Annotated in this window: 17 protein-coding genes; 8 read left to right on the top strand and 9 right to left on the bottom strand. The window is 43.1% G+C overall.

What is annotated here, in order from left to right:
- Nucleotides 1-220: 220 nt before the first annotated feature.
- The 3 genes from FX988_RS00990 to FX988_RS00980 form a co-directional block, all read right to left on the bottom strand.
- Entirely contained in the window at nucleotides 221-2,029 is a 1,809-nt protein-coding gene (locus FX988_RS00990; protein WP_160177924.1) for a sulfatase-like hydrolase/transferase, read from the bottom strand.
- A 148-nt stretch (nucleotides 2,030-2,177) separates the two neighbouring features.
- The gene (locus FX988_RS00985) at nucleotides 2,178-2,342 is read right to left on the bottom strand and encodes a hypothetical protein (RefSeq protein WP_160177923.1); all 165 of its coding nucleotides are present in this window, start codon (nucleotides 2,340-2,342) and stop codon (nucleotides 2,178-2,180) included.
- A gap of 13 nt (nucleotides 2,343-2,355) precedes the next feature.
- Nucleotides 2,356-2,526: a hypothetical protein gene (locus FX988_RS00980; protein WP_160177922.1), complete on the bottom strand. Its 171-nt coding sequence runs from the start codon at nucleotides 2,524-2,526 to the stop codon at nucleotides 2,356-2,358.
- Between the two features lie 719 nt (nucleotides 2,527-3,245).
- Here FX988_RS00980 and FX988_RS00975 point away from each other — a divergent pair.
- From FX988_RS00975 to FX988_RS00950, 6 genes are all read left to right on the top strand, one after another.
- Nucleotides 3,246-6,848, top strand: coding sequence for a TonB-dependent receptor (locus tag FX988_RS00975; protein ID WP_160177921.1), 3,603 nt, complete (start codon nucleotides 3,246-3,248; stop codon nucleotides 6,846-6,848).
- A gap of 11 nt (nucleotides 6,849-6,859) precedes the next feature.
- Entirely contained in the window at nucleotides 6,860-9,397 is a 2,538-nt protein-coding gene (locus FX988_RS00970; RefSeq protein ID WP_160177920.1) for a hypothetical protein, read from the top strand.
- Nucleotides 9,398-9,566: 169 nt separating this feature from the next.
- The gene (locus FX988_RS00965) at nucleotides 9,567-11,084 is read left to right on the top strand and encodes a tryptophan halogenase family protein (RefSeq protein ID WP_160177919.1); all 1,518 of its coding nucleotides are present in this window, start codon (nucleotides 9,567-9,569) and stop codon (nucleotides 11,082-11,084) included.
- The gene (locus FX988_RS00960; RefSeq protein WP_160177918.1) at nucleotides 11,074-12,054 is read left to right on the top strand and encodes a glycosyl hydrolase; all 981 of its coding nucleotides are present in this window, start codon (nucleotides 11,074-11,076) and stop codon (nucleotides 12,052-12,054) included. The genes FX988_RS00965 and FX988_RS00960 overlap by 11 nt, the downstream gene beginning before the upstream one ends.
- A gap of 49 nt (nucleotides 12,055-12,103) precedes the next feature.
- Nucleotides 12,104-13,813, top strand: a complete 1,710-nt coding sequence (locus FX988_RS00955) for a sulfatase-like hydrolase/transferase (protein ID WP_160177917.1) — start codon at nucleotides 12,104-12,106, stop codon at nucleotides 13,811-13,813.
- Between the two features lie 172 nt (nucleotides 13,814-13,985).
- Complete coding sequence (locus tag FX988_RS00950) at nucleotides 13,986-16,301, top strand: agarase (RefSeq protein WP_160177916.1); 2,316 nt, start codon at nucleotides 13,986-13,988, stop codon at nucleotides 16,299-16,301.
- A gap of 314 nt (nucleotides 16,302-16,615) precedes the next feature.
- On the opposite strand, the gene FX988_RS00945 is transcribed toward FX988_RS00950, so the two are convergent.
- Nucleotides 16,616-17,521, bottom strand: a complete 906-nt coding sequence (locus FX988_RS00945; protein ID WP_160177915.1) for a family 16 glycosylhydrolase — start codon at nucleotides 17,519-17,521, stop codon at nucleotides 16,616-16,618.
- A 439-nt stretch (nucleotides 17,522-17,960) separates the two neighbouring features.
- Here FX988_RS00945 and FX988_RS00940 point away from each other — a divergent pair, with 439 nt between their 5' ends.
- Nucleotides 17,961-19,991: a CRTAC1 family protein gene (locus tag FX988_RS00940; RefSeq protein ID WP_412761938.1), complete on the top strand. Its 2,031-nt coding sequence runs from the start codon at nucleotides 17,961-17,963 to the stop codon at nucleotides 19,989-19,991.
- Between the two features lie 223 nt (nucleotides 19,992-20,214).
- Here FX988_RS00940 and FX988_RS00935 read toward each other — a convergent pair whose 3' ends face one another.
- Nucleotides 20,215-20,763, bottom strand: coding sequence for a transposase (locus FX988_RS00935; RefSeq protein ID WP_254700687.1), 549 nt, complete (start codon nucleotides 20,761-20,763; stop codon nucleotides 20,215-20,217).
- 186 nt (nucleotides 20,764-20,949) lie between these two features.
- Entirely contained in the window at nucleotides 20,950-21,282 is a 333-nt protein-coding gene (locus FX988_RS00930; RefSeq protein WP_160177914.1) for a hypothetical protein, read from the bottom strand.
- 406 nt (nucleotides 21,283-21,688) lie between these two features.
- On the opposite strand from FX988_RS00930, the gene FX988_RS00925 reads away from it, so the two are divergent.
- Nucleotides 21,689-22,645 carry an IS110 family transposase gene (locus FX988_RS00925; protein WP_160177913.1) on the top strand — a complete coding sequence of 319 codons (957 nt, stop codon included), beginning with the start codon at nucleotides 21,689-21,691 and terminating at the stop codon, nucleotides 22,643-22,645.
- Between the two features lie 36 nt (nucleotides 22,646-22,681).
- Here FX988_RS00925 and FX988_RS21860 read toward each other — a convergent pair whose 3' ends face one another.
- The 3 genes from FX988_RS21860 to FX988_RS00910 all read right to left on the bottom strand — a co-directional run bounded on the left by FX988_RS21860 (nucleotide 22,682) and on the right by FX988_RS00910 (nucleotide 24,258).
- Nucleotides 22,682-22,957 carry a DUF2059 domain-containing protein gene (locus FX988_RS21860; protein WP_160177912.1) on the bottom strand — a complete coding sequence of 92 codons (276 nt, stop codon included), beginning with the start codon at nucleotides 22,955-22,957 and terminating at the stop codon, nucleotides 22,682-22,684.
- Nucleotides 22,935-23,126 carry a hypothetical protein gene (locus FX988_RS00915; RefSeq protein WP_160177911.1) on the bottom strand — a complete coding sequence of 64 codons (192 nt, stop codon included), beginning with the start codon at nucleotides 23,124-23,126 and terminating at the stop codon, nucleotides 22,935-22,937. Before FX988_RS00915 ends, FX988_RS21860 begins: the two co-directional genes overlap by 23 nt.
- Before the next feature lie 643 nt (nucleotides 23,127-23,769).
- On the bottom strand, nucleotides 23,770-24,258 hold the full coding sequence (locus tag FX988_RS00910; RefSeq protein ID WP_160177910.1) for a hypothetical protein: 489 nt from the start codon (nucleotides 24,256-24,258) through the stop codon (nucleotides 23,770-23,772).
- Nucleotides 24,259-24,260: the final 2 nt, after the last annotated feature.

Below are 24,260 nucleotides of genomic sequence, written 5' to 3'. Positions count from 1 at the left end.
ATATTGTTAACAATTTAAAATAAAATATTAACAACATTTTTTAAGAAGCGACAGAGAAAAATTTGTTTTAAGTGAACTAAACGTCTATCTAACAATCATTTTTTATAAACCCTCTTTACTTAGCGCAATGACAACGCTGATATAACTCGTCGCTTTTTCACTAGTCCCTCACACAACTTCCCTTTCGCGATTGCTCACTATCCTCAAGCTAATCAGGGCGCTATTTCACCACGACTGTGACGGCGTCTTGTACTCCGTTAGTGTAATAGGCGGGGGTACGTTTGTTTGCCACGGGATAGGCGTCATCCCAAGAGTACGCGCTAATGGTTGCCTTCCCAGGGCGGTGTGCAATCACTTCGCCGAATTTATTGATCGAGGCGATGTCAGGGTTATCTGATTGCCATATCACTCCTGCACGCTGTGCATTTGACGGGACGAGGCTATAAGAGAATTGTTCGCGTTGATTAACCTTCAAAGTGTTAATAGGGGCAAGAATATGAAGTTCACGAACGGCTCGCATCTGGTTGTCTGCAAGTACTTTTCCTAGCTCATTGTAAGCGACTTGCTGCTCATTGGTTAACGAGTCTAGGGGCAAGCCACTGTAGCGAAGTTTACCAAACTTGGCTTTCACCACCTTGCTACCTATACGTTCAAGGGGGTCGGTTCGTAAATCGAAAAAGCGCCCTTCGGGAAATTCGTTGCTAGGAGCATAGCGTTTGAATTCTTTATTAAAGGCGTAGATGATCCCGACGCCATCCGCGTCTTGATAGGTGTGATTACCAATAAACCAGGTGTAAATATGCTTTCTAGGCTCGCCTTCAGCGCCTTTTGCTTGAGCCCAAAAACTTATGCCATCCACTTGCTCAGCCTGAGGCATTTTGATACCGGCCGCCTCCGCTATGGTGGGATAAATATCAGTAAGATTAACCAACCCTTCGTACGTTCGATATGTACTTTCATCCGAAGCAGGCACCACAGACGGGAAATTCAATATTAAAGGCACATGAATACCGTTATCGGCATTTCCCCCTTTTCTTCCCGGATACACAGTGCCATCCGGCAATACATGCTCGAAAACTTCTTTGGTGCCGTTATCTCCCATTACAACAATCAAAGTATTATCTCTCACGCCTTCACTGTCTAGTTTCGCTACCACCTTGCCAATCAGATAGTCCATATATTCAATCATGTCAGGAAAGTACTCTCGGTCGTCACCGCCTCTATTGTCGTATTGGGCTTGCTCGGGAAAATTATCAAAAGCACTGCGGGGTTGGGTGAGCGGTGTAGGCTTATGCTCGTCATGCACCAAAATCATTGGGTAGTATAAAAAGAAGGGGTTGTCTTTGTTATTTTCGATAAACTCAAGAGCATGACGATTAACAATATCTGGTCCATACCAGCGCCGACCTGTAACGGGGTCTTCATCTTCCCTGCCATTATAGTTATATTGCTTACCATTAACGACCAAGTTGGGGTTAATGTAGCGTTGGCCTTCTTCGGTTACATCAAATGCGGCATACTCATCCCATCCAAATTCATAAATATAGTCTTCACCAGATATATTTTTAGTGCCTCTAGTCTGCTTCCACTTTCCGAATAAACCTGTGCGATAACCTGCATTTTTAAACGCATCACCAAAGGTAATATCAGAGCCGTGTAGCGCCTTTGGCCTTAAGTAGTTTCTATCGTTTCGTTTGCCACTCATTAACGCAACGCGGGTGTTTTCACACAGTGGATAGGCGTAGGCGTGATCTACCCTAACCCCTTGTTTAGCCAGTTCATCTATATTGGGGGTGGCGAATACCGCATTGGCAAATTCACCATCTTTACTATTTAATCGATTTGCGCCATAAGCAGTAACACCATAGTGGCTCAGATCATCAATCAGAATAAGCACTACATTTGTACGTTGTGCCTGCGCCTCACCCCCCCTCCCTTTCCCATAGGCGCCGCCTATCATGGTAACTGCGAGTATATTTACGACGAATAAGGTTAATAAAGAACGCTTGAGCCTGATACAAATATCCATAGTATTTTCCCATGAAGCATTAAGAGCTTAAAAACATTAAGAGAATTGAAAACAAGATTAAGACACCGTGTTATCGTCGGTGTTTTCATGCTGATGAACAAAAACAAATCACCTTGAAAACTGGTGCTACTCGTTCGCATTAACCACATCAAATAAGAACCGATAAGCGTCTAGGATGGTACGCTTTAACACTCGTATCAGAGGGTATAAAGCTAAAACCACTGCCCCCATCGTTATCCCCAACACTGAAACGATGAACAATCATTGACATATCAATAGTACCCTCAGTATCCACTATCTGAGTGGTTTTCAATTGTTCACCGCTCTCAGCACCAGAACTTGTGCAAATTTATCCAGAAGTCAGCAATCGAGGTGTCCCCTTTGCTGATAGGCTTTAATGGATAATAGCGTTGTGCTGACTTACAACTGACCGCAGTCGTAGAAAAGCCAGAATCGGCTAATTGTTGTGTATCGTGGCGAGAAAAATACGTTGTCATATGGTTCTATCAGTTATCACTCGAAACTGTGGAAACAGTTCGCCACCACTGGCGTTTATGCAAGCGTTGTTGACATTATCACCAAAAAAATGAATACACTTACATCAATATCAAGTAGCGGCTAACTGCTTGAATGCTCTTAATTCAAACACTGAACAATTACCTTTGTCAACAATTAAACATAAACATTAAGCAAAGGGTTTGCCGATGCCCTCATTTAATCAACCACTTGGCGCTCTCGGTCTCTCGGTACTACCTCGAAACTTTGACGATTATTCCGATAACTCACCGAATCAAGCTTTTAACACTATGACTTTACCCATAAACCATAGTTTTACTAACCAATAGCAGAATAAAACTTGTCATTAGCATGTTCTGAATGCGAAAAAATGATGAAAATTCACTATAGATATTAATAAAATTAATTTATAAAACATTAATCTTTTTAACACCTTATTTGAAATAAGGTGTTATAACTCGCCAAATATTGTTAACAAAAAACTATTTACCATTTACATTTTGTAAATTTACAATTATTGTTTGTCGAAATAGTTGTAAATCAATTGTTATGGATATGTTTTGTCTGAGATAGAAACAGTATTTTGCAGTCACTAGGGTCTGTCATTAGGGCGAAGCAGGGATGAAAATTAAAAAATTAGGACGAGCAGAGTGAATGACCAAAAAAACCAAACCACTGCATCTGACTTTAGGAGACACGCGTGAATAAATCTGGACCAAAATTTAAACTTAGTGCTCTTGCGCTCGCTATATTAGGAGTGACTCCTTCGGCGCATCTACTGGCACAGGAAAATAGCGAAATTGAGCGCCAAATTTCAGCAAAAGAGGTAGAGGAATCTAAAAAAGACAACAGCAATAGTGTTAACAAAAAAGATGAAGAGGATGAAATTGAAACCATCACTGTAAGTGGCTTCAAAGGAAGTTTACTTAAATCAATGTCCGAGAAACGTCACTCTAAAAACGTTTCTGATTCGATATTCTCAGAGGACATAGGTAAGTCTACCGACCAAAATATTGCTGATGCACTTTCAAGGGTTACGGGCGTTTCCGTGCAATCTGAAGATGGTGAAGGTACGCGAATTACTGTTCGGGGTGCCAACCCAAGTCAGAACATGGTTACGCTAAACGGTGTTCAGTTAACCAGTTCTGATTTTAACCAAGCTGTAGACCTAAGCGCGTTTTCATCTGACATTTTATCTAGCATTAACGTGGTAAAAACACCGAGCGCCGATCACGACGAAGGTTCGCTAGGGGCATCTATCAGCTTGAACACTACCCGACCACTAGATATACAGAAAGACCGACGTGCGTTGACAATTCAAGGGCGTTACAATGATTTTTCAGAAAATGAAGATTATAAAATCTCAGGGGTATTTTCTGAAAAGTTTTTAGACGACCGACTCGGCTTTATTATCCAGGGTTACACAGAAACAAATTCGGTTCGTCGCGATGAAATGAGGATCAATGATTTTCAAAAACGAGATATTGCTGCTGCATATGACCAAAACGGCAATATTATAACCGACTATACGGCTATCGCCCCTACAGAGGTGGAATATAGCCTATTCCAAAACGACCGTGATCGCCTTGGCGTTAATGGTAGTCTGCAGTTTTTACCCAACGATACTACTAATCTTGTATTTGACTTTAACTATAGCCAATTTAGCAGTGAGCAATATACCAATGGGATTATCGTTCGTAATGCATTTCCAGAACGAAAGAACTTCGTAGAGGGAGAAGCCAGTGCGGTACAGATAGACGGTCAAGATTTTACCCCTACGTTTTCAGACCCCACACTGGATTGGACAAATGTTAACACCGACACCCGTACGGTAACGAGACAGCTGCGCCGTTTTTCTGATGGTGGCTATAGACATACAGACCGCGGAGAAGATACATCCAATATTCAGCTAGGTTTAACCCTTGAGCAAGACATTACTTACAATTTACGTATGGAAGCTGGCGCTAACTACTCAAAAACCTCAGAGCGCCCAGACCAGAGCTTTACCGTTTACCTATTAAACGGAGCAAACCCTGCTATGGGACGTCTGTTTGCCGGCCCCGAGGGAGAACCACACACAGGTATTCAACCGGCTGGTTACGATTGTACTTCTGGTGTTTGCCAAATGGTCTTTGGAGACGGATTAATCTCAGAGAACGACCCTTTCAATCAGTTTGATAATACTTCTCGTACAGCGTGGAACCCAGACGATATTGCCTCTCATAATACCAATAACTTCCGCTTGCTAGACAGAGAAGTAGATGACGAGCAAGAAACCTACTTTGTAGATTTTGATTGGGATGTGGAATTTGCAGGTATAACCCAAGTAGAATTTGGCGCTAAGTATCGTAAACGAGTGAAAACCGTTGACGATCAATTTTATGACCTCAACAACACATCTCGTGCAGTAACAGTTGATATTTTCGACGCAGATGGAAACCTAGTAGGTCAGCAAGTTTTGCAAGAAGGCCAAAGCTTAGGAAACGTCCCGACTGCAAATTATACATTAGCTGACGCTTTTCCCTATGATAACTTCATGCAATCTTTGGGGGTGCCGAAGAGTGCTGCAACCGACGGATGGCCTTTAGTATCAGCGCAGTTACTTCAGGAACAAGCATTTGGTATCGATAACCTTGCCTTGGATCCAGACCCTGGTAACTATCGTGAAACAGAACTAAAGCATCAAGCAGCTTATGTAAAATTTAACTATGATTATCTAGATGGCCGATTAACCGGTGATGTAGGCGTACGTTATATTAGAACTGAGTCAAGTAGCCTGGGTAATTCCAGTGCACGCTTTGCGGGGGATAACGTATTTGGTCGTGTATTTGACCCCTTTATGTTTCGCCAATTACGCGACTTCGTAAATAACCCAGAGTGTCAAATTCCAGGTAACCCTAGAATTGTTAATCAGTTTGCAGGTTATAATAGGCTAGATGGATTGGGCTGGGATTTGACTGGAGAAACTCCGGTAAGATTACCTGCCGACCCATCAGGCTACCCTTGCTATGATCCATTAGCTCTTCAAGGCGCTGCAGGTTCATTTTTCCTAAGTCGTCATGAGGACATTTCCAGACATCCATTCTATGTTTGGGGTGATGATCCTAACAACCCTGAAGACCGCTCATTAGTTTCGTTTGCAACCGAAGGTGCTAACGAATATGACATGTTCCTACCTAGCCTTAATATTAACTATCAGCTAAGGGATGATTTAATCGGTCGGTTTGCAGTATCAAAAACCATTTCACGGGCTAACATTGATTCGTTGCGCCCAGGCTTCAACCTAAATGAAAATTTTTGGTCTCCGAATGATGCAGCAAGCGGAACCATCAATTTATTTAACCCTGAGCTGATGCCTCAGCAGTCTAAAAACCTTGACATATCATTGGAGTGGTATTTCAACGAGACGAGTCTACTGTCGGCAGCATTCTTCTATAAAGATTTATCTAACTTTGAAGAACGTGAAGCGGCGCTAGTTTACGCCGAGGATTTACGTCACCTCGACTTAACCCAACCCTATGATGTGGGCGGGTTAATTCTGACACAAGCACAAGTACAAGAAAACCTTCAAAACCCCGACTTAATTGACGGTGTAGGGTATGCAGCCTGCTTCCCTGATCGGGGGAACATAAGTGACCTACAAGCGGATTGGTGGTTTGACGAATCAAATGATTTGATTGGCTGGTGTTCGCAATTTACTGCCACACGCTTAAGAAATGGCTCTGGTGCTTCTATTAGGGGACTAGAGTTAAGCTACCAACAAACCTACGACTTTTTACCCGGTATATGGTCAGGACTAGGTGCTCAGGTGAATTATACCTATCAAGATAGTAAAACAGATGCTGAGTTTTCATCTTTTGATTCCACTCAAGCATTGCCTCAGTATCCACAAGCTTGGACACCAGAGCACAGTTACAACGCCACTATTTTCTGGGAGAAAGGGGGTCATCAAATACGCTTAGCTATGCGCGGTAAATCGGATGAATTGATTCAACGAACGTGGAACGAAGGCTCATTGTGGCGAGACGGAAGTGTGCTTTTCGATTTAACCACAAGCTATCAAATTTCTAAAAACATGCGTATTTCTTTCCAAGCTATCAATTTAACTGATGAAGAAACACGTAACTACTTTACCAGCCGTACAATTAACCTTGGCGATACCCAAATTATAGATGGTCAAGAAGTCGCCTCGCTCTATGACGAAGGCAACCCATTGGAAGACAGCAGCGTGACACAATCAAGAACACAACAATTATATAAAACTGGTCGCACGTTCCGTTTAGACCTGCGCATAGACTTCTAGGAGTACCGATAATGAAAAGACAACTACCGGCGCTTCTTGCGCTCTCTATTGCAGCAGCTTTAACCGGCTGCGGCGGTGACAACGACAGCAGTTCAAATAATGCAGGTGCGAACGGCGCAAATCGTGCACCTCAGTTAAATGTTGAAGCCTTAAACACTGACCGTGGCCAAGCTATGGTCGTGACGTCCGAAAATGAAGAAGTTGTACGATGGGAAGTAAGCTTTAATGAATCCGAAAATTCATTTACAGACCCATCTGATGCCAACGCAACAGTAGACTTCTTTGATATAGATTTGCTGGCAGGGGTTACTGACCCTGATGGTGATACCTTATCAGTCAAGAATGTAACCTTTATATGGCCTGGCCCTAACTGTGCAAATACCACGGTTGATGCCGTAAACTTTCCAGACGTTTGCGACCCTATCCTTGCCGAGTTTGGAGTAGAATCAGGGGCAACCGTAACACCCGAAATTGCGGCGGAAATCCGTGAATATCAAAACCTGCCCGTGGTAGACCAAGCTATTTTTGGGTTTGAATTTTTAGAAGATAGGTTACGCGTCACTCCCCGCAACTTTGCGCCGATACTATTGACTGGGCAAACTGCACAACTTGGGTTTAATTATGAAGTTACCGACGGTGAAAATACGCTACGACGCCAAGTTGTCGCTATTGTTAATGGCGAAGATCAAGCGCCTTCCTTTATAGAATCCAATGCGGACGGTACGCCGCGTTTAGATTCTGAAGGAAACCAAATACCCATCGAGCCACCTTCACTTTTGGTTTCAGAAAAAGCAGGTTTAACCAACATCGATATGACTGTCGGCCTTTATGATCAAGATATCTATGATGCATTAGCTTGGCAAAGAGAAATTGGAGATGTGGCAAATTTTTACAGCTCAATCAATAACTTATATGTAAAAGAAAACCTTAACATCGCCAATTTCACGGTAACAGCGTCAAATGGTATGGAAGTACCGGACGGGTTTGCCTCTTTTGTTCGCCGTGTAGATCCTATTACCGGGATAATGACTGGAGCCGACTTAACTGTTAATGCTTCTGTGTTTGCCGAGGTACTTAGCGCCGGTGAAGTGGTCGATGTTGTTGTCAGTTTTGATATAACAGATGGTAACAACGTGGTCTCTAGAGAAATCACGGTCACCGTGATAGGCGCAGATGAAGAAAACGCGCCTATATTTTTCGACGGTATTGAGAAAACCATCGAAACAACTGGCGACGCGACTAGCATTAACCTGTTAGAAGGTGTCATTGAGCTAGACGGCGATGAAATGTCAGTTATTGGGATAAAACCTGTTGGCGTTACTGTGCAGGAATATGGTGTGTTCTTTGGCGAGAGCCGAATGACTGTGGACCCCTATCATTTTACGTATTTAGCACCAGATGAAACAAAGGTATTCTCTTATACTTATCAAATTACCGACGGTGATATGACTTCAGAAGAACGCCGTGTAGACATCACGCTGAAAGGGGTAAATGCTAACCTAGCGGCTAGAGGCGCGGCAAGCGACCCAGGCTTCGAGACAGGCTCACTAGATACGAGTGCTTGGAAGTTTCAACTCGACCCGGCCTCATCAGCCACTGAGGAGAACTTGATCGTAACCGATGCCGAGCAGCACTCAGGAGACTACAGTCTTAGTAGTATGCAAGATGGAATGTTTACCACCTTGGGCACAACCGGTATTCAACAAAATCAGCTTAATGAAAACGACCTGTTCTATATCAGTTTTTACGCAAAAGTTGCTGCTGCTCCTTGGGGTACGCTCAACGGTTTGTTAAATATTGGCGATACGTTTGACCGTAATAACGCAGTAGAAAACCTAACATTCCAATCGGCACTAGGCGTAACGAACAATTGGGTAGAGCGGACCGCTACTTTGCGTGCATCGGATTACTTTGATCCCAGCGCCGAAGAGCAAATTAGTTTTTCATTGTTGATGAACCAAAATACCCAACTCGATGACTTCGCTATCGTTAAAGTAAATAGCGGCAGCCAACAACGTCAGTTGATTTCCAACGGCCGCTTTCTAAGCCCTTCTTCACAAGGATGGAGCATTACCGGCGGCGCAAGTTTAGAAGTCACCTTGGAGGCCAACCGTGCGTCGAACCCCAGCGGCGCAGACTATGGTCTGCAAATTACCAACAACACGAGTGAAGCACAGCGTATAGAGTTAGATCCGAGTTTCTTCCCTCAAGGTGCTATTAAGAATGGTATGCGCTATATCATCCAGTTTGATATGAGGACCCCTTCTTACACCAGTGAAACAGGTGCGATACCTATCGAGTTCGGTATTTTCGAAGTGGGTGGCAACAACTTCACTAAACGTGTCGACTTTGCAAAGCGTAGCCCTACAGAGTGGACAACCTACTACATGCACATAGATACAATCTCTGATAGCCGCTATTTCGGTGGCAACATTAACAGTGATGTTAACTACGACTGGGCCTCAGCCACCGTGCAGCCCGCGCTGTATGTTCGTCCTGGGGATGAGCTACAAATAGATAATATCTCGATGTACCCTGTGCCGAAGTAATCGCTGGTGACGGTAGGAGCCCCTATCTAATGGGGCTCTTACTCTCTCTTTAAGGTATTTCACTTAGTAAATTCTATTCCAATGATATTTTAAATTACGTTAGTCCGCTTTTTACGAAATAGTATTAGCGCTTGTTTATTAAATTTTAGGGAGTTGGGAGTCATCTCACATGGCCAAAACGTTTAACATACTGATCTTAGGCGGTGGTACGGCCGGTTGGATGACTGCCAACTTGTTAGCTAAAGCATGGAATAAACGCGGCATTTCTATTACGTTGATGGAGTCACCCGACGTTCCTACCGTGGGTGTCGGTGAAGGTTCCACGCCTTATATACGTCGTTTCTTTGAGAAAATGGACATCTCAGAAAGTGAATGGATGCCACAATGCCACGCCACCTATAAAAATGGCATTAGGTTTACTGATTGGACAACCAAACCCGGTTTTAAAAGCTACTTTCACCCCTTTGCCACCCAGCTAGATGCCACCCACTTTAACGTGTTTAAACAGCATGTAGGGTTAAGACGAAAAGGGCTGCACATTCATGTGCATCCAGACGACTACTTTTTAATGGCTCGTTTAACCGAAAATCACAAACTCCCATTACCTCACGACCATTTTTCCCATCAAGCCTTTTACGCCTATCATTTCGATGCCAAATTATTAGGTGACTTTCTTAAAAAGCGTGCCATTGATGCTGGCGTCAATTATCTATCCGGTAATGTTGATAAGGTGGAGAAACACCCGAACGGCGATATAGCGGCCTTGCATACTCACTCTAACCAGCGTGTTGAGGCCGACTTCTTTGTGGATTGCAGTGGTTTTCGTTCGTTGTTGATGCAAAAAGCGTTAAAAGTGCCTTTCAGTAGTTATAGTAACTCATTGCTTAATGATGCCGCCGTTGCCATTCCAAGTACTGCAGAAACCCCCTACTGCCCGCAAACCTTGTCAGCCGCCATGCCCTGCGGCTGGCGCTGGAAGATTCCCCTAGCCCATCGCACTGGCAATGGATACGTATACAGCAGTGCCCATCTTTCAGCTGATGAAGCTGAGCATCAATTAAGACAATCCATACGGAGTGTTAACAAATCCGTACCCGCCCATCACGTTAAGATGAAAGTGGGGCGTAATCAAAAACACTGGGAGCGCAACTGTTTGGCGGTGGGCCTCTCACAAGGTTTTATTGAACCTCTTGAAGCAACGGGGCTACAAATGACGCTGGTGACCATAGAGCAGTTTATCGCCCACTTTGAGAAAGGGCATTTTACTGCGCAATATCAAGAGAATGTGAATAACGGGATCAATGCCGCGTTCGACCATATCCGCGATTATGTGTTATTGCATTACTTAGCCAACAACCGTAGCGATACCCAGTACTGGAAAGACTGCCGCGGTGATCTCGCCATTTCCGATTCATTGCGAGGTATTCTTGAGGTGTGGAGCCAAGGTGGCGATCTTGATAACGAACTGCAAAGACAAAACATTAGTCAGTATTACCCTTCACTTTCTTGGCACGCCATTTTAACCGGTATGGGCATTTTTCCCGCGTCTTTCTATCAAGATCAATACAAAATCCAGCAGTTCCATCAATCCAAAGCCAACATGAAAGCCTTTTTTGATAACTGTGTATCACAATTTCAAACAATTAAGTCACTCGACCCTCAAGGAACGGTTCAACATGCATCATAGGCAACTACATTTTGCTAAAGAAACGAAGCGGGTTCCCTTCGTAAATAAAATAATCGTCGCACTGTTGACAAATGCAGCTCTTAGCGCACTTATGGCCTGTTCGCCTCCGACCACGGCCAATAAACTTGATGAAAGTTTACCTGTTATCGCGCCTTTCTCAGTACCGGGCCACGCGCCGCAAATAGAAGCCCTAGATTGGATTCCGGTGGCATCTATGTCGGATGAATTCAACGGTAGTGAAATTGATTTGAATAAATGGCAGATAGATCCTGTTGGAAACGGCTGGATGTGGATTGGCCGGCCCCCTGGGTTATTTAAAGCTGAAAACGTTAGCGTAACCGGTGGTTCAATGAATGTAGAAGTTAGCCCGCTTGAAGAAACGACTTACCTAAAAGGACGCGAGTACAAATACCAAGGTGCCATTGTACGCTCTCTTGAAGCAGGGCAGCCGGGTTGGTACTACGAAGCACGCATGAAAGCGAATGCCACTGAAATGTCTTCAACATTTTGGCTTATGACCAAGTCAGACGGTGTTAAAAAGCTCGAATTGGATATACAAGAATGCGTAGGGAAAATGTCGCCCTACGCCACCGAATGGGCAAAAAATTGGGATCGCATCTTTCACTCCAACGCCATTCATCGAGTAAATCAACACAATCCACACAAAGTACAAATTCAAGGCTTTGAGTACCTACCTGAACAAAATCACGAGCGCTACTTTGTGTACGCTGCGTGGTGGAAATCAGAGAAGGAAGTACGCTTTTATTTAGATGGAAAATACGTTTATTCCATTGAGCCGAGTGTTGACTGGGATGTGCCTGCGTTCTATCAAATGGCCATTGAAACTTACGACTGGAACCCGGTACCTGACGATGGCGGCATGGTGGTTACTGGTACTCAAGAAGAACGCACCACACGCTATGACTGGATAAGAACTTGGCGTCCAGCGGACTCATCTGAGCGATTATAACCGTGATAATTGCGCACGATAACGTCACCATAGTTAGGAAAGTAAGCTTATGAATAATTTTACGTTAAAAACAGCCTTCGCAGTGCTGCTCATATTTTCAACAAGCGTTCTGGCCAAAGATACGCGCCCCAATATCGTGGTGATTTTATCTGATGACGCGGGGTATTCAGATATTGGTGCATTTGGTGGTGAAATAGATACCCCTAACCTCGATAAATTAGCCCAAAACGGCATGCGTTTTAGCCAATTTTACAGCAACGCAAGGTGCAGCCCCACCAGAGCATCCCTATTAACAGGCGTTGATGCGGCTCATGTAGGCTTTGGAGGTGGCGTGGTAGGCGATTGGGGCCGCGAACTGCCATTTCCCGCTCACCGAGGGCGCATATCCTACGAGCAACCTCTGATATCTGAGTTATTGGCAAGTAATGGCTATCAAACCATGATGTCAGGTAAGTGGCACCTTGGCGGTAGCTACATAAAGAAAGATCCAGAAAAACTAGCCCCACTTTGGAAGAAAACCCATACCGCAATGACGTTAACCCCTGAAGAAATGGAGCTCGATTACCTTGCCCTACCGCCCCAACGCGGTTTTCAGAAAAGTTTCGTATTTGCTGGGGCCCAAGGTAATTTATTCTATACGCCTGAAGACAACCACCCCTATTACGAAGGCAATGAAAAAGCGACCTTAGAATACGCAGATAACTATGACATGTACTGCTATACAAAAAGCTCCGCGGAAAAAAGACGTTACGGGGCGTGCCATGGTAAGTCTGGCAAGGCTTTTTACGCCACCGATGGGATGACAGATCGCGCCGTAGATATGATCAAAGACGCGGCGAAACAACCTTCCCCCTTCTTTCTATACGCCGCCTTTAGAGCACCGCATAAACCACTGCAAGCCCCAACAGAATTGGTGGAAAAATACTTAGCGCGTTACCAAGATTTACCATCACTGCTTGATGAGAGGAATAAAGGCCTAGTGGCATCAGGCTTGTTTCCTAAAGATGCAGACACGACAAGTGTTAAGCAATTACTTAATGGGCTAACCGAACAGCAGCTTGAAGAGCTACGTTTAGTAGCAGCCGTGCACGGGGCTATGATGGAAAAGATAGATCAAAACGTAGGCAAAATTATTAGCCAGTTGAAAGCATCTGGAGAATATGACAATACCCTAGTGTTGTATTTCTCTGACAATGGTGCAGCCGCCCATACTAACGGGCTAATGAATGTGCCATACCGTGGCGTAAAAGCGCTGTTATGGGAAGGCGGCGCCCGTACACATGCCATTGCCAGTTGGCCTGGGGTTATTCCCGCCAATTCTATTTCTGATAACTTAGTTTGGGTAGGTGATGTCGTGCCCACCCTGCTTGATATCACTCAAACCCCCTTCCCGGAAAAGTTCCACGGAACAAAACCTAGAGAGCTCGATGGCCGTAGTGTGTACACCACCCTAAAGGGCGAAGAGCAAACTGCACCAGAGGCGATTTATTTTAATGACAAAGGACAGCAAAGCGTTGTTTACCAAGGCCGATGGAAGCTTCTGATAGAGCCGGGTTGGTATCTGCAAACCCTAGAAGCGCCAGGCATTGCTCATGAACTCTATGACTTGAGCGTTGATCCAGCAGAAACAAATAATATTGCGAAATCTCATCCAAAGCTTGTGGAGAAGCTGCGTGCTATGAGCGCGCGCTGGAAAGAAGAAAACAGCATTGTTGACTATTCCAAAATTATTAAGCTGAAACCCCGCGATCCTTATTAACCGCAGCACCTTTATTAAACATATGAGTGTAATGCGAAAATACAAGGAGCCAAGCGTTTATCCCTTGGCTCCAACATGGTCCATCCCTCACCTTTCCAATTGCTATAAACATTAAATTCTGCTTTACTTATTGTTAACATTTTACTATTAACAATAAGTAAAGGAGCAACAAATGAAAATTCATACTTTGTCTGGCGCAATAGCATTAGCCTGCTTAGGATTAAGTGCGTGCAATACGTCGAGCAATACTACGGAGCCAAATCCCTCCTCCCCAAAAGTGATTACAGAACTCTATAACTTTGAGTCGCCCATAAAAGGAAAGGTTGAAACGAAAAATGCGACGGCCAAAGTACGCCGTCTCGCTTCAGGATCAGGAAACGCCTTACAGATTAAATTTGAAGGCGACGTGGCTGAAGCGGCCGTTAAGCTTATTCCAGCGGAAAACTGGGATTGGAGCATGCATGATGAAATTAACTTAGCGTTTGATGTGATAAACCCTGAAGAAGAGTCTATTCAGCTTTATGTTGGTATAACGGCCGAAAACGGCGACCAAGCCAGCCACAGCGTTATTATTCCGGCAAATTCCGAATCTACTTACTATTTTATTCTAAAAGGCAAGGTGCTAGATACTGACCTTGGCTACAAACACTCCCGAATGGAGGCCTGGCAGAGCGAAGAACAAATGGCGCATTTTCGCATAGGCACCATTACACCTGACATAAGCTCGGTTAATGCGCTGCGCCTTTTTACTCGAGGTAACTTGGTAAGCAAGCGCCTTATGGTGGATAATCTTAGGCTGCGAGGAAACCCTGAATACAACAATGATTATCGGAAAAATATCGTCGATAAATTTGGTCAAATTGCAAAGCATGGCTTCCCGCTTAAAGTTCACTCCGATACTGAGCTAAAAGCAAAGGCAAACGCTGAGCTTAGCAGGTTAGATGCCTCTGGCCCTTTACCCGACCGTACACGGTTTGGTGGCTGGAAAAATGGCCCTCAATTAGACGCCACTGGATATTTTCGCACCCATAAAATGAATGGCAAATGGTGGTTGGTAGACCCTGATGGCTACCTGTTCTTTTCGAACGGTTTAGCAAATGTGCGAATGGCCAACTTAACTACCCTTACAGGGGTTGATTTCAAAGATGAATCGGTACGCTATGTGGACCCTGAAGCCGTTACCCCAGAAGACTCTATGGGGATTGTTAACGTGTCTGATGAGGTAAGGAACACCCGCTTTATTGCCTCTGATGTACGACATGAAATGTTCACTTGGCTTCCTGATTATGATGATGAATTAGCCGACCATTATAGCTATCGACGATCTGTTCATAAGGGCCCGTTAACGTCAGGCGAAACCTTTAGCTTTTATCGCGCGAATTTAGAACGCAGGTATGGCGAAGCCACCCCTCATGCCTACGAAGAAAAATGGCAGCAAGTCACCCTAGACAGGTTTCAAGACTGGGGCTTTACCTCTATGGGCAATTGGGTAGACCCAGCTTTCTACTCTAACCAGCAAGTGCCCTATTTTGCCAATGGCTGGATCATTGGCGATTTTAAAAAATTAAGTTCCAAACATGATATATGGGATTCAATGCCAGATTCATTTGACCCTGAGTTTGAGCGCCGCGCAAACGTAACCATTGAAAAAATAGCGGAGGAAATACAATCGTCGCCTTGGTGCATTGGTGTGTTCGTTGACAATGAAAAAAGCTGGGGGCGCAGAGAAGGTACACTAGAGCAACGTTACGGTCTCATCCTTGATGCCTTGTCAAAACCTATTCTTCAAAGCCCTGCAAAAGCGGCCTTTGTTGACGCATTAAAACAAAAATACGCTTCTATAAATAAACTTAATGACAGCTGGCAAACCTCATTTACCCAATGGCAGGATTTAGCTGACGCATATACGCCCACGCAGGAAACCCCCTCTTTTGAACAAGACTTATCGATGATGCTTGAAATGCTCTCAGAGCAGTATTTTAAGGTCGTACACAGCGCGCTCGAAACAGCATTGCCTAATCATCTATATATGGGTGCGCGCATGGCAAGCTGGGGAATGCCAGATGAAACCATAAGTGCAGCCGTACGCTACAGCGATGTATTGAGCTTTAATATCTACAAAGAAGGTGTACAGCCTTCTCAGTGGGGTTTTATTAAAGACTTAGATTTGCCAAGTATCATCGGTGAATTTCATATAGGAACAAACACAGATTCTGGTTTGTATCACCCTGGTTTGGTGGCCGCGGCTGATCAAGAAGATAGGGCTAAGATGTATCAGCAATATATGCAGTCAGTGGTTGATCACCCAAACATGGTGGGGGCGCATTGGTTCCAGTATGTAGACTCACCTCTTACAGGCAGAGCCTTTGATGGCGAAAATTACAACGTGGGGTTTGTATCAGTTACCGATATTCCGTACCCACAACTGGTAGATGCAGCCAGAGAATTTAACCGAACCCTGTACCCAAAGAGATTTAACCAAGAGTAAAAAAGCGTGTTAACTTAATGGCATATAAAACGGCAAACGATGGTATTCGTTTGCCTAACACTGTCTAAGATTAAAACAATAAAAATAGACTTAATGCACGTTTTCAGGGGCTAGTTCAACGGCTTTTTTTAAGTGCGTTAATAGCGTCTGACTTTTTCCTGCTGACGTATCAGATCCATACCATAGGCATAGTATAAAGCCGCGAATACGTTTGTTAACTAGCCATGCTTTAAGGTTTGTATTTGGGTTTGGGATTAAACGCAAGCACACACCAAAGATTTTTGCTTGGGTGTGCACGTTTGTTTAGCGATGAATTATTTTGACACTAACTTCCATGTTCTTACCCAGTCAACCTTCATCGTATTGTGTTTATGATCTAATAATTCTTCTTTTTCTGGCAAGCCGCATACCCAAGGGCTATCTTGCGTCCAAAGATCCCAAATTAGCTCTTGCTCGAGGGTAAATGGCTGATGACTAACGACTTTGCCAGCCGGCTCACCGTTGAGATAAAATTGTACCGTGTGGTCGTCTTTCCACCATGCGCCAAAAACGTGATAATCCTCGTTCCAGGCAACACCTTTGCGGGTATTCCCATCAGACAAGTGCTTCGTGCTCCAAGGGCTTTTATTGCGCTCAGTTTCCCCTTCTTTCACGATAAAGTATTGCGAATTCATTTGCCAAGGATATTCATCATTCACCCCACACGCTGGCTTAGAATTAATTTCGATAATATCAATTTCATCTCGGTCATTAGCATCACCGTTGTTTAACCAAAATGTGTTGTAAGCGGGAATATGCGCGACTTTTAAACGGGTTTCCGTGTACATTGGAAACGTAATTTTTGCTTTTGAATGCACCCGAGAAGTTTTAAACCAGCGTTCTTCCGTAGAGGCATCTAAGCTCGCTTTTATCCAAAGGTAGCCGTTCTTTACGCCTGAATTGGAATCCACCATATTCACGGGTGTGTCTGAGTAATTCCAGTTAGATCTTTTCCATTTAGTGTCATCCCATTGATGGTTAAATTCATCAGAAAGTACATCGACTTTTTGCCACACCATTCCCTCCGGCGTTGTATCTTTAAACGCAGTAAAAGAAGGCGATAATGGGCTAACCTCATCTACATCGAATTTGTCATCAACTGCCTCACTATTAAATGGAACCGAGACAACAGCCACAGCAGCGATCACCAATGTGTAAGCCGTTTTATTCAGCATATTCATTACTGTCTTCCCCTTAGTATCAAGATTAACCCACTAACATACGCCCGTTACGCAGGTATTAAAAAAGAATAAAAATTAACTATAATTGTTAACAATAAGTTTAAATGTTAACAATTACATGGTAAACATGATATAGCGATTTAGACTCTTATATATATAAACCTTGGAACCTAATATGTTGCGTAGAACTAAAATGTCCTGTTACTTGAAACTTGCGGTTGGCAGCCTGTTCGTGGGAATACTGGCGGGCTGTGGAAACATAGCTGAGAAGGACAGAAGCTCATACACTGCTCAAAGTAGCTTATCTAAAATAATGGAAGAACCGGTAACGCTAACAAATACCGAAAACTACACCACCGAATACTTTGTGACAGGTGCTACCGTGAAACGCCTTAACATTAGTGTTGAAATAGACGCCAGCTATGCCCAGCTTAGCCTTATGGAGGGTGATCGGGTACTCGTAGATAATCTGGATGTGCCCAAAAATGGTAATCATAACCTAAATGTACTGGTTGATTTTAAAACACCAGGACGACACACCTTAACCTTTGTGCGTCGCAGCAACGATATAGTTATTAATAAGGTTAATTTTGAAGACGTTAGCGATTTAGTGCTCCCTAACTTTACGAACGCCTCGAAGCAGTACCAATTAGAAACAGAGGTGAGTTACAAATATGGCGGCCCCGCCATTGGGGATATTGACGCTGATGGTGACTATGACTATGTACTCAATAATCACAATCATGTGCCTACGCAATTAGTGACCTATAACGGTGATTCCCCCGTAAAGTTGGAAAGGTTATTTGACTACCCACTAGACTTCCACGGATCATCTGTAGGTGACTACGACAATGACGGCGATTTAGACATATTAGTTGCTCAAGGGGGCGCAAACGGCACCAACCCTACCTCATACATTCTACTTGAAAATGAAGACCAAACCTTCACCAATGTATCGCCTCAAGCCGGTATACTTACCCCTGCGCGGGGGCGTTCACCGCGCTGGGTAGATATGGACTTAGACGGTGATTTAGATGTAGCCTTGTTTAATGCCCCTACGCCCTTAAGTAAAGGCCCGGTGCAATACTTTTTTAAAAATAATGGTAACGGCACCTTTAGTCAGCAACGGGTCGCGGGCTTAGAAAACGCCCCAGGTGAACGGGTATTAGTGACAGATTTTAACCACGATGGTATTGATGACTTCGTGGTCTTTTCACCTATTACATTATGGCAAGGTAACGGCGATTTTAGCTATACCGATGTGACAGCAACTAAGCTTCCCACCCACCTACAAGGGAAATCTGGCTATTACGCTGCTACTGATATTGATGTAAACAATGACGGACTGCTTGATTTGTATTTTGCAGGCAGCAAAACGCACTATCAACTCTCCCGTAAATCTATCGACTTTAATCCTAAAACTAAACGCCTAGATATACGTGATGACGGAGAGATTGGTACAACCGCGGTGACCTTTGCGGCAGAAAATGCGATTAAATTAGCCGACCTAGATCTTACCTATCGACAGTATAACGATGGTTTTGCCATTTTCTTAGGGCAAGACAAAAAGCGAACCGTTATTAATGCGAAAGGCTTTATGCCTGAGCAGCGCCCTATGGAGATGCGCACTGCCCCCTCTGAACTCACTATAAACCCAAACGACGCTAAAGGCTGGCCAGAAGAGCGCAAAATCAACGGCCTATATATTGGATATTTGGGCAATAACCAATGGCAAGCAGAATGGGTAAGGGATAGAAATATCTATTGGAAGGTGTCGTTTTCACTTACCGGCCTTCAAGATGTTGATTATGACTGGAAGCCGAACAATAGAAACGTGCAGGATGTGTTGCTGGTCAACCGTAAAGACTTTTTTGTGGAGAACACCACAGATTGGAATATTCCTCTTGGCGGTAACCATTGGGGCGTAACGCGAGCAGATTTTAACAACGACGGCTGGCAAGATTTATTCTTATATCGTTATGGCTTTTTAGCTGAAAGAGTGGCCGACTTGATGCTATTAAACAATGGCAAGGGACGCTTCGAAACCTTGATGACCCATGGTGCCATTGCCAAAGCTGATAACGGCCACGGTGATATGGGGCAAGCGTTCGATTTTAATAACGACGGACGAGTAGATTTACTTAACGGCAGTGAAGAAGAAGGCGCATGGTACTTATATAAAAATCAAACCGAAGCCAAGAATAACTATCTTCTCATTGATGTTAACTACAGCCCGGTAGAAAACATAGACCCATACTCGGCTACAGTTACCGTCGAAACCCGCTCTGGTAACACCTATCAAAAACGGGTGGGATCAGCAGGTGAAGTACACTCACAAAGCTTGATGGACATTGTGCATTTTGGGTTAGGTAACGACACGCACATCACTTCTGCAACCATAAGATGGCGAAATGGTGAAGAAGTCACTCTGCAGAGTTTAACCGCCAACAAGCTGTATACCACCGATTAATCAATACAAGGATCAGAGTACATTTCGAAGATGTTGACCGTCACCTCGAAAATGTACTCTGTCCCATTTCTCAATGAAGAAGAAGTGCCTGACTACCGCAAGCAGCTAGGTTTTACATCGCTCATCCTGAGCTTCGCCCTTCAGGCCCTGCTCTGCACGTTAAAAATGGTTCCCGGATTTTTATTATAAAACAGCTTTAAGCACGACTGTGATCACTTCGCGCTCAAGTCATTGCTTCGTTCATGTGATAACGAATTTGACGTTTAAGTTTATCCCGTTTTTCTGCTAGCTCTTTAAAGGTCCCTGACCATTCCTTGGCTGCATTAGAAGACATCTTGCAGCCATCAATTGCAAACAACTCATTACCCAACAAACCTTGCTCATGGCATATCAACAGGACCTGCTCAAATACCGATTCAATCTCGTCCCTACGACCACTGACAAATGCGGCTATCGTGGTGAAGTGCGGCACTGAATCACAACTCAATGCTTTAAAAATGATATTGGTTTCACAGCACCACTGGATTTCACGGCTCGATGTGATGCCTTTGGAATAAGCAAACAAGATGATTTTTAGAAGTGCAGCTGGGTCGTAAGCAGGACGACCATTATTATCATTTTTGTACTTGGGATAAAACACCGACAAATCCAGCCGAGAATCAATCAAATGATGAATTGCATGTTCAAATGTACCGGATTGGAGTTGATCGAGATAGTTGAGCACTACCATTGTATTTTGTTGGTAATTTAGTGGGATAAAGCGCGGCATCATCAAGGCTCCTTTTGCCTAACTGATAACACCTATTTGATCACAAACCGTGATCAGTGGGAAGCAATAACTGTACGTTTTACGAACTAAATTAGAGTTTTTCTACAGCCTCAACGCTCCAAGCAGCGGAAAACACGAATGTTTTGGCGCAGCCAGTGAGCGGTTTTCCGATGAATTGGCTTGTTAGGTTTACTTTGATAATACAACAGGCTTCCCCACATCTAAGCCACAATCAGAACCGTAGCCCGCGATTAAATAACCGTTCGGCCCTTGTTTTAAATTCGTAGTGTAAAAAACTGCTTTTTTACCGTCTTCCTCAAATATTGCTAATTGCGAAGAAAAAGTTGGTTGATCCTTTGTACCTAAATACAACAAAACAGAGGAGAGCAGCTTATTCTCTATAGTGCTTGGGAATGTAGCTAAGACTGCGTAGCTTTCTCCATCCGTAGACTTTTTAATTTCAACATTGATCATAGAATCGTACTTTTCATTCCATTCTTCGAAAGTCTGTTCACTTATCATGCAAGTTGTTCCAACCGCGTTGAAACTAAACAAAACTAACAGATAAAAAGCTCTCATGGCTAGCGGAATCCTATTGTATACCTAACGCTTACAATAACGGGAAAAACCGAGTGCTTTGGCACGAAGTGCCAGCGAGGATTTTTCCCAATGAGCAAAGCGAATGTTGTTGATTGTTTTGTATGGATAATAACTCAGGTAAATCATCCTGATTTTAGTCGGGGTGAGGTAAAGTGAGACCCAAGCTTTAGCTGCAACTAAAGCCTTCTTTTGTGGTAGTTCGATTGATTGATGGCTCCTCAGTTGAGAGACCGATAACAAGAAAGAACGCCACAAAGGACTCCAAGCAAAACACTCGAATAGTCTACTGGGTCTCAACCCGCATTATGCAAGCAAGAGTTAGCTTATTATGAATACAAAAACAAATCAAAGCGTTAACGTGGGTGTCGATACGGGCAAGTTTCAATTAGATATTTACATCCGCCCTCTCGATATTTTTTTCACCGTTTCGAATGATGAAAAAGGCATTAAAGAAGCCATAAAAATAATCAAACAACACGCACCTGGGCGCATTATTATTGAAGCAACAGGCCGTTTAGAAATGCCATTTATTATCGCATGTGCAAATGCTAATTTCCCCTTCGTTGTTGCCAATCCTATTCACATTAAACGCTTTGCTGGGGCGATAGGTCAGCGGGCTAAAACAGACAAACTAGATGCTCAACTGATTGCGCATTACGGTGAGGCTATTCAGCCTAAATTATCTCAACTAAAACCAGATACCATGCAGGCTATGAGTGATTTAGTTGCGAGACGAAATCAATTGCTCGTCATGCAAACGATGGAAAAAAACCGCCTGCAAATTCTACCAAAAGAACTCGTTATGACCATCAAACCTATTCTCACCGTCTTTAAAAATCAGATAACCAAAATTGAAAATAAAATCGTCGCGCTCATAGAATCTTGCCCTGATTATCAAGCGAAAAACTGCATCTTACAGAGCATGAAAGGAATCGGAAAAATAGCCTCCGCCTCCATCATCAGTAACTTGCCAGAGTTAGGTTACATGACTAACAAACAAGCCTCTGCACTAGTCGGTGTGGCTCCCATGAATCGAGAAAGTGGGCGCTATAAGGGATTGCGGAAAATCCAAGGTGGCAGACATCAAGTCAGAACCGTTTTGTACATGGCGATGATGTCAGCAATACAAAGTAACCCCGTATTCAAGGAAACTTATCAACGATTAGTCGCAGCGGGTAAGCCTAAGAAAGTGGCTATTATTGCCTGCATTAGAAAGATGGTTGTTATCTTAAATTCAATGCTCAGAGACGGGGTTATGTGGGAAGCGCCAAAGGCTACAAATTAGCTATTGACGCCATAGTCTCTTGTTATGTTTCATTTTTTAATCAACCTGTCGAAACTCATTTATTAATGAATTGAATTTGGGGCTGATTTTGTCCATAAAATTTTCGTTTAAGGCTCCAGAGTGACTTAGGAATTTCTCACCAGTTGGTGACGAATAAAAGTTTACAAGATCTTGTAATTCTGATTCCGTGAACGTCTCGCTATAACTCAGTTTGAAAGCCTCTAGCACTTCTTCAGTGCTAAGGAATGTAATAATTTTGTCTACAATAAAAGTGTATTTTTGCTCTAACTCAGCCCTTTCGTCTTCTGACATATCTGAATTCGAAAGAACAATAAGCATTTGTTTTTTTATAACTTATTGCTTTTTTAGAAAGAAGTTCCTCCATTTTCAGTACTTTGAAAAGTTCAGCCGCAACATCTTTTTCCGAAGCTGAAACTGAAATTGCTGATAGCGAAATTAATAAAAATAATAATTTTTTCAATTTTCCTCCTTGAAACATAACGCTTATTAGCGAGCATTTCGCATTTGCAACTGCTCGGTTTGATTATTTCATTCGTCACTTTTAGTGCTTACCTTATGATTTCACTGACTATTATTCACTTCAATTCAGTCAAATCTGCCACAAAACTAAAAAACAAAAGGAGCCTGACGGGGGCGACTCGACTTTAACGAGACTTTTTTCGCTTCCTATTAAAAACCATGAGCAAAATATTTTCCATAATTAAATTAATAACTTAGAGAATTTCTGTAAAACAAAGTGAGACCTAAGAAATTTATTTAATAGGAAGCGATAATGGAATTTTTCAAAAAACCATATTATACCTGATTTTACATACAGTATTATTTAAAGGTAATATTATGTCCCGCTCGCCATTTATAGAATCTATTAGAGTGGTTTTACGAACTAAGCATTACAGTTTGAAAACAGAAAAGGCCTACCTGCATTGGATCATAGTATCTTGCCTGCATATACATTTTTCGGCACGACCAATCATAGTAACAATCAATAAAATATAATTAATACAGTAAGTTAAGAGTATAGCTTAATCTATGAATCTGAAATAATGGAAAACAACAAAAGCCCTGAGAGTGCAAGGCTTTGGATTCAAAAATTGGTGAAATCGCTAAGGTACTTTCAAAATTTTACAAGCTTCCTTAGGACTAATTGGATTATCCCCTTGCCAAATTGAACCCTTCACCATACTACTTTTATGAAGGAACATTAAGTCTGCAACATTTTCTATTTCAGCAGAATATTCATAAACAAAGCACTCATTGAATGAAGAAAATTCAGTCAATACACCTATTTCAATAAGGCTTGAAACCTTATTTTGATTGTCTTTAATTTGTTCGACAAGAATCTTATTCCCGCTAAAATCATAGTACTTTGCCACAGCATATTTGCCGTTTTTACTGCCAATAATTATAAAAGGTCGCTGTACCTCTACAGTAACGTCCTTAGCCTCAATAGTTAGTCCATATTGACTTAAGCTTTTAACAATAAAAAATGTCCGAGCTATGTATTGTTTGGCATTAGTTGCCAACAAGACTGCGGCAACTAAAACCAATAACAACGATGCAAAGGCAAACTTTTTCTTTCTATTGTTAAGCATGC

The sequence above is a fragment of the Paraglaciecola mesophila genome (assembly GCF_009906955.1).
GTDB classification, from domain to species: domain Bacteria; phylum Pseudomonadota; class Gammaproteobacteria; order Enterobacterales; family Alteromonadaceae; genus Paraglaciecola; species Paraglaciecola mesophila_A.
This window is presented reverse-complemented; position numbering and strand designations above follow the sequence as displayed.

Bases quoted from the DNA above. Each gene is read 5' to 3' on its own strand.
- FX988_RS00925 (WP_160177913.1), top strand. From the start codon at position 21,689: ATGAATACAAAAACAAATCAAAGCGTTAACGTGGGTGTCGATACGGGC.
- FX988_RS00940 (WP_412761938.1), top strand. From the start codon at position 17,961: ATGGAGGGTGATCGGGTACTCGTAGATAATCTGGATGTGCCCAAAAAT.
- FX988_RS00930 (WP_160177914.1), bottom strand. From the start codon at position 21,282: ATGATAAGTGAACAGACTTTCGAAGAATGGAATGAAAAGTACGATTCT.
- FX988_RS00935 (WP_254700687.1), bottom strand. From the start codon at position 20,763: ATGATGCCGCGCTTTATCCCACTAAATTACCAACAAAATACAATGGTA.
- FX988_RS00990 (WP_160177924.1), bottom strand. From the start codon at position 2,029: ATGGATATTTGTATCAGGCTCAAGCGTTCTTTATTAACCTTATTCGTC.
- FX988_RS21860 (WP_160177912.1), bottom strand. From the start codon at position 22,957: ATGTCAGAAGACGAAAGGGCTGAGTTAGAGCAAAAATACACTTTTATT.
- FX988_RS00950 (WP_160177916.1), top strand. From the start codon at position 13,986: ATGAAAATTCATACTTTGTCTGGCGCAATAGCATTAGCCTGCTTAGGA.
- FX988_RS00980 (WP_160177922.1), bottom strand. From the start codon at position 2,526: ATGACAACGTATTTTTCTCGCCACGATACACAACAATTAGCCGATTCT.
- FX988_RS00965 (WP_160177919.1), top strand. From the start codon at position 9,567: ATGGCCAAAACGTTTAACATACTGATCTTAGGCGGTGGTACGGCCGGT.
- FX988_RS00945 (WP_160177915.1), bottom strand. From the start codon at position 17,521: ATGAATATGCTGAATAAAACGGCTTACACATTGGTGATCGCTGCTGTG.
- FX988_RS00970 (WP_160177920.1), top strand. From the start codon at position 6,860: ATGAAAAGACAACTACCGGCGCTTCTTGCGCTCTCTATTGCAGCAGCT.
- FX988_RS00960 (WP_160177918.1), top strand. From the start codon at position 11,074: ATGCATCATAGGCAACTACATTTTGCTAAAGAAACGAAGCGGGTTCCC.
- FX988_RS00910 (WP_160177910.1), bottom strand. From the start codon at position 24,258: ATGCTTAACAATAGAAAGAAAAAGTTTGCCTTTGCATCGTTGTTATTG.
- FX988_RS00955 (WP_160177917.1), top strand. From the start codon at position 12,104: ATGAATAATTTTACGTTAAAAACAGCCTTCGCAGTGCTGCTCATATTT.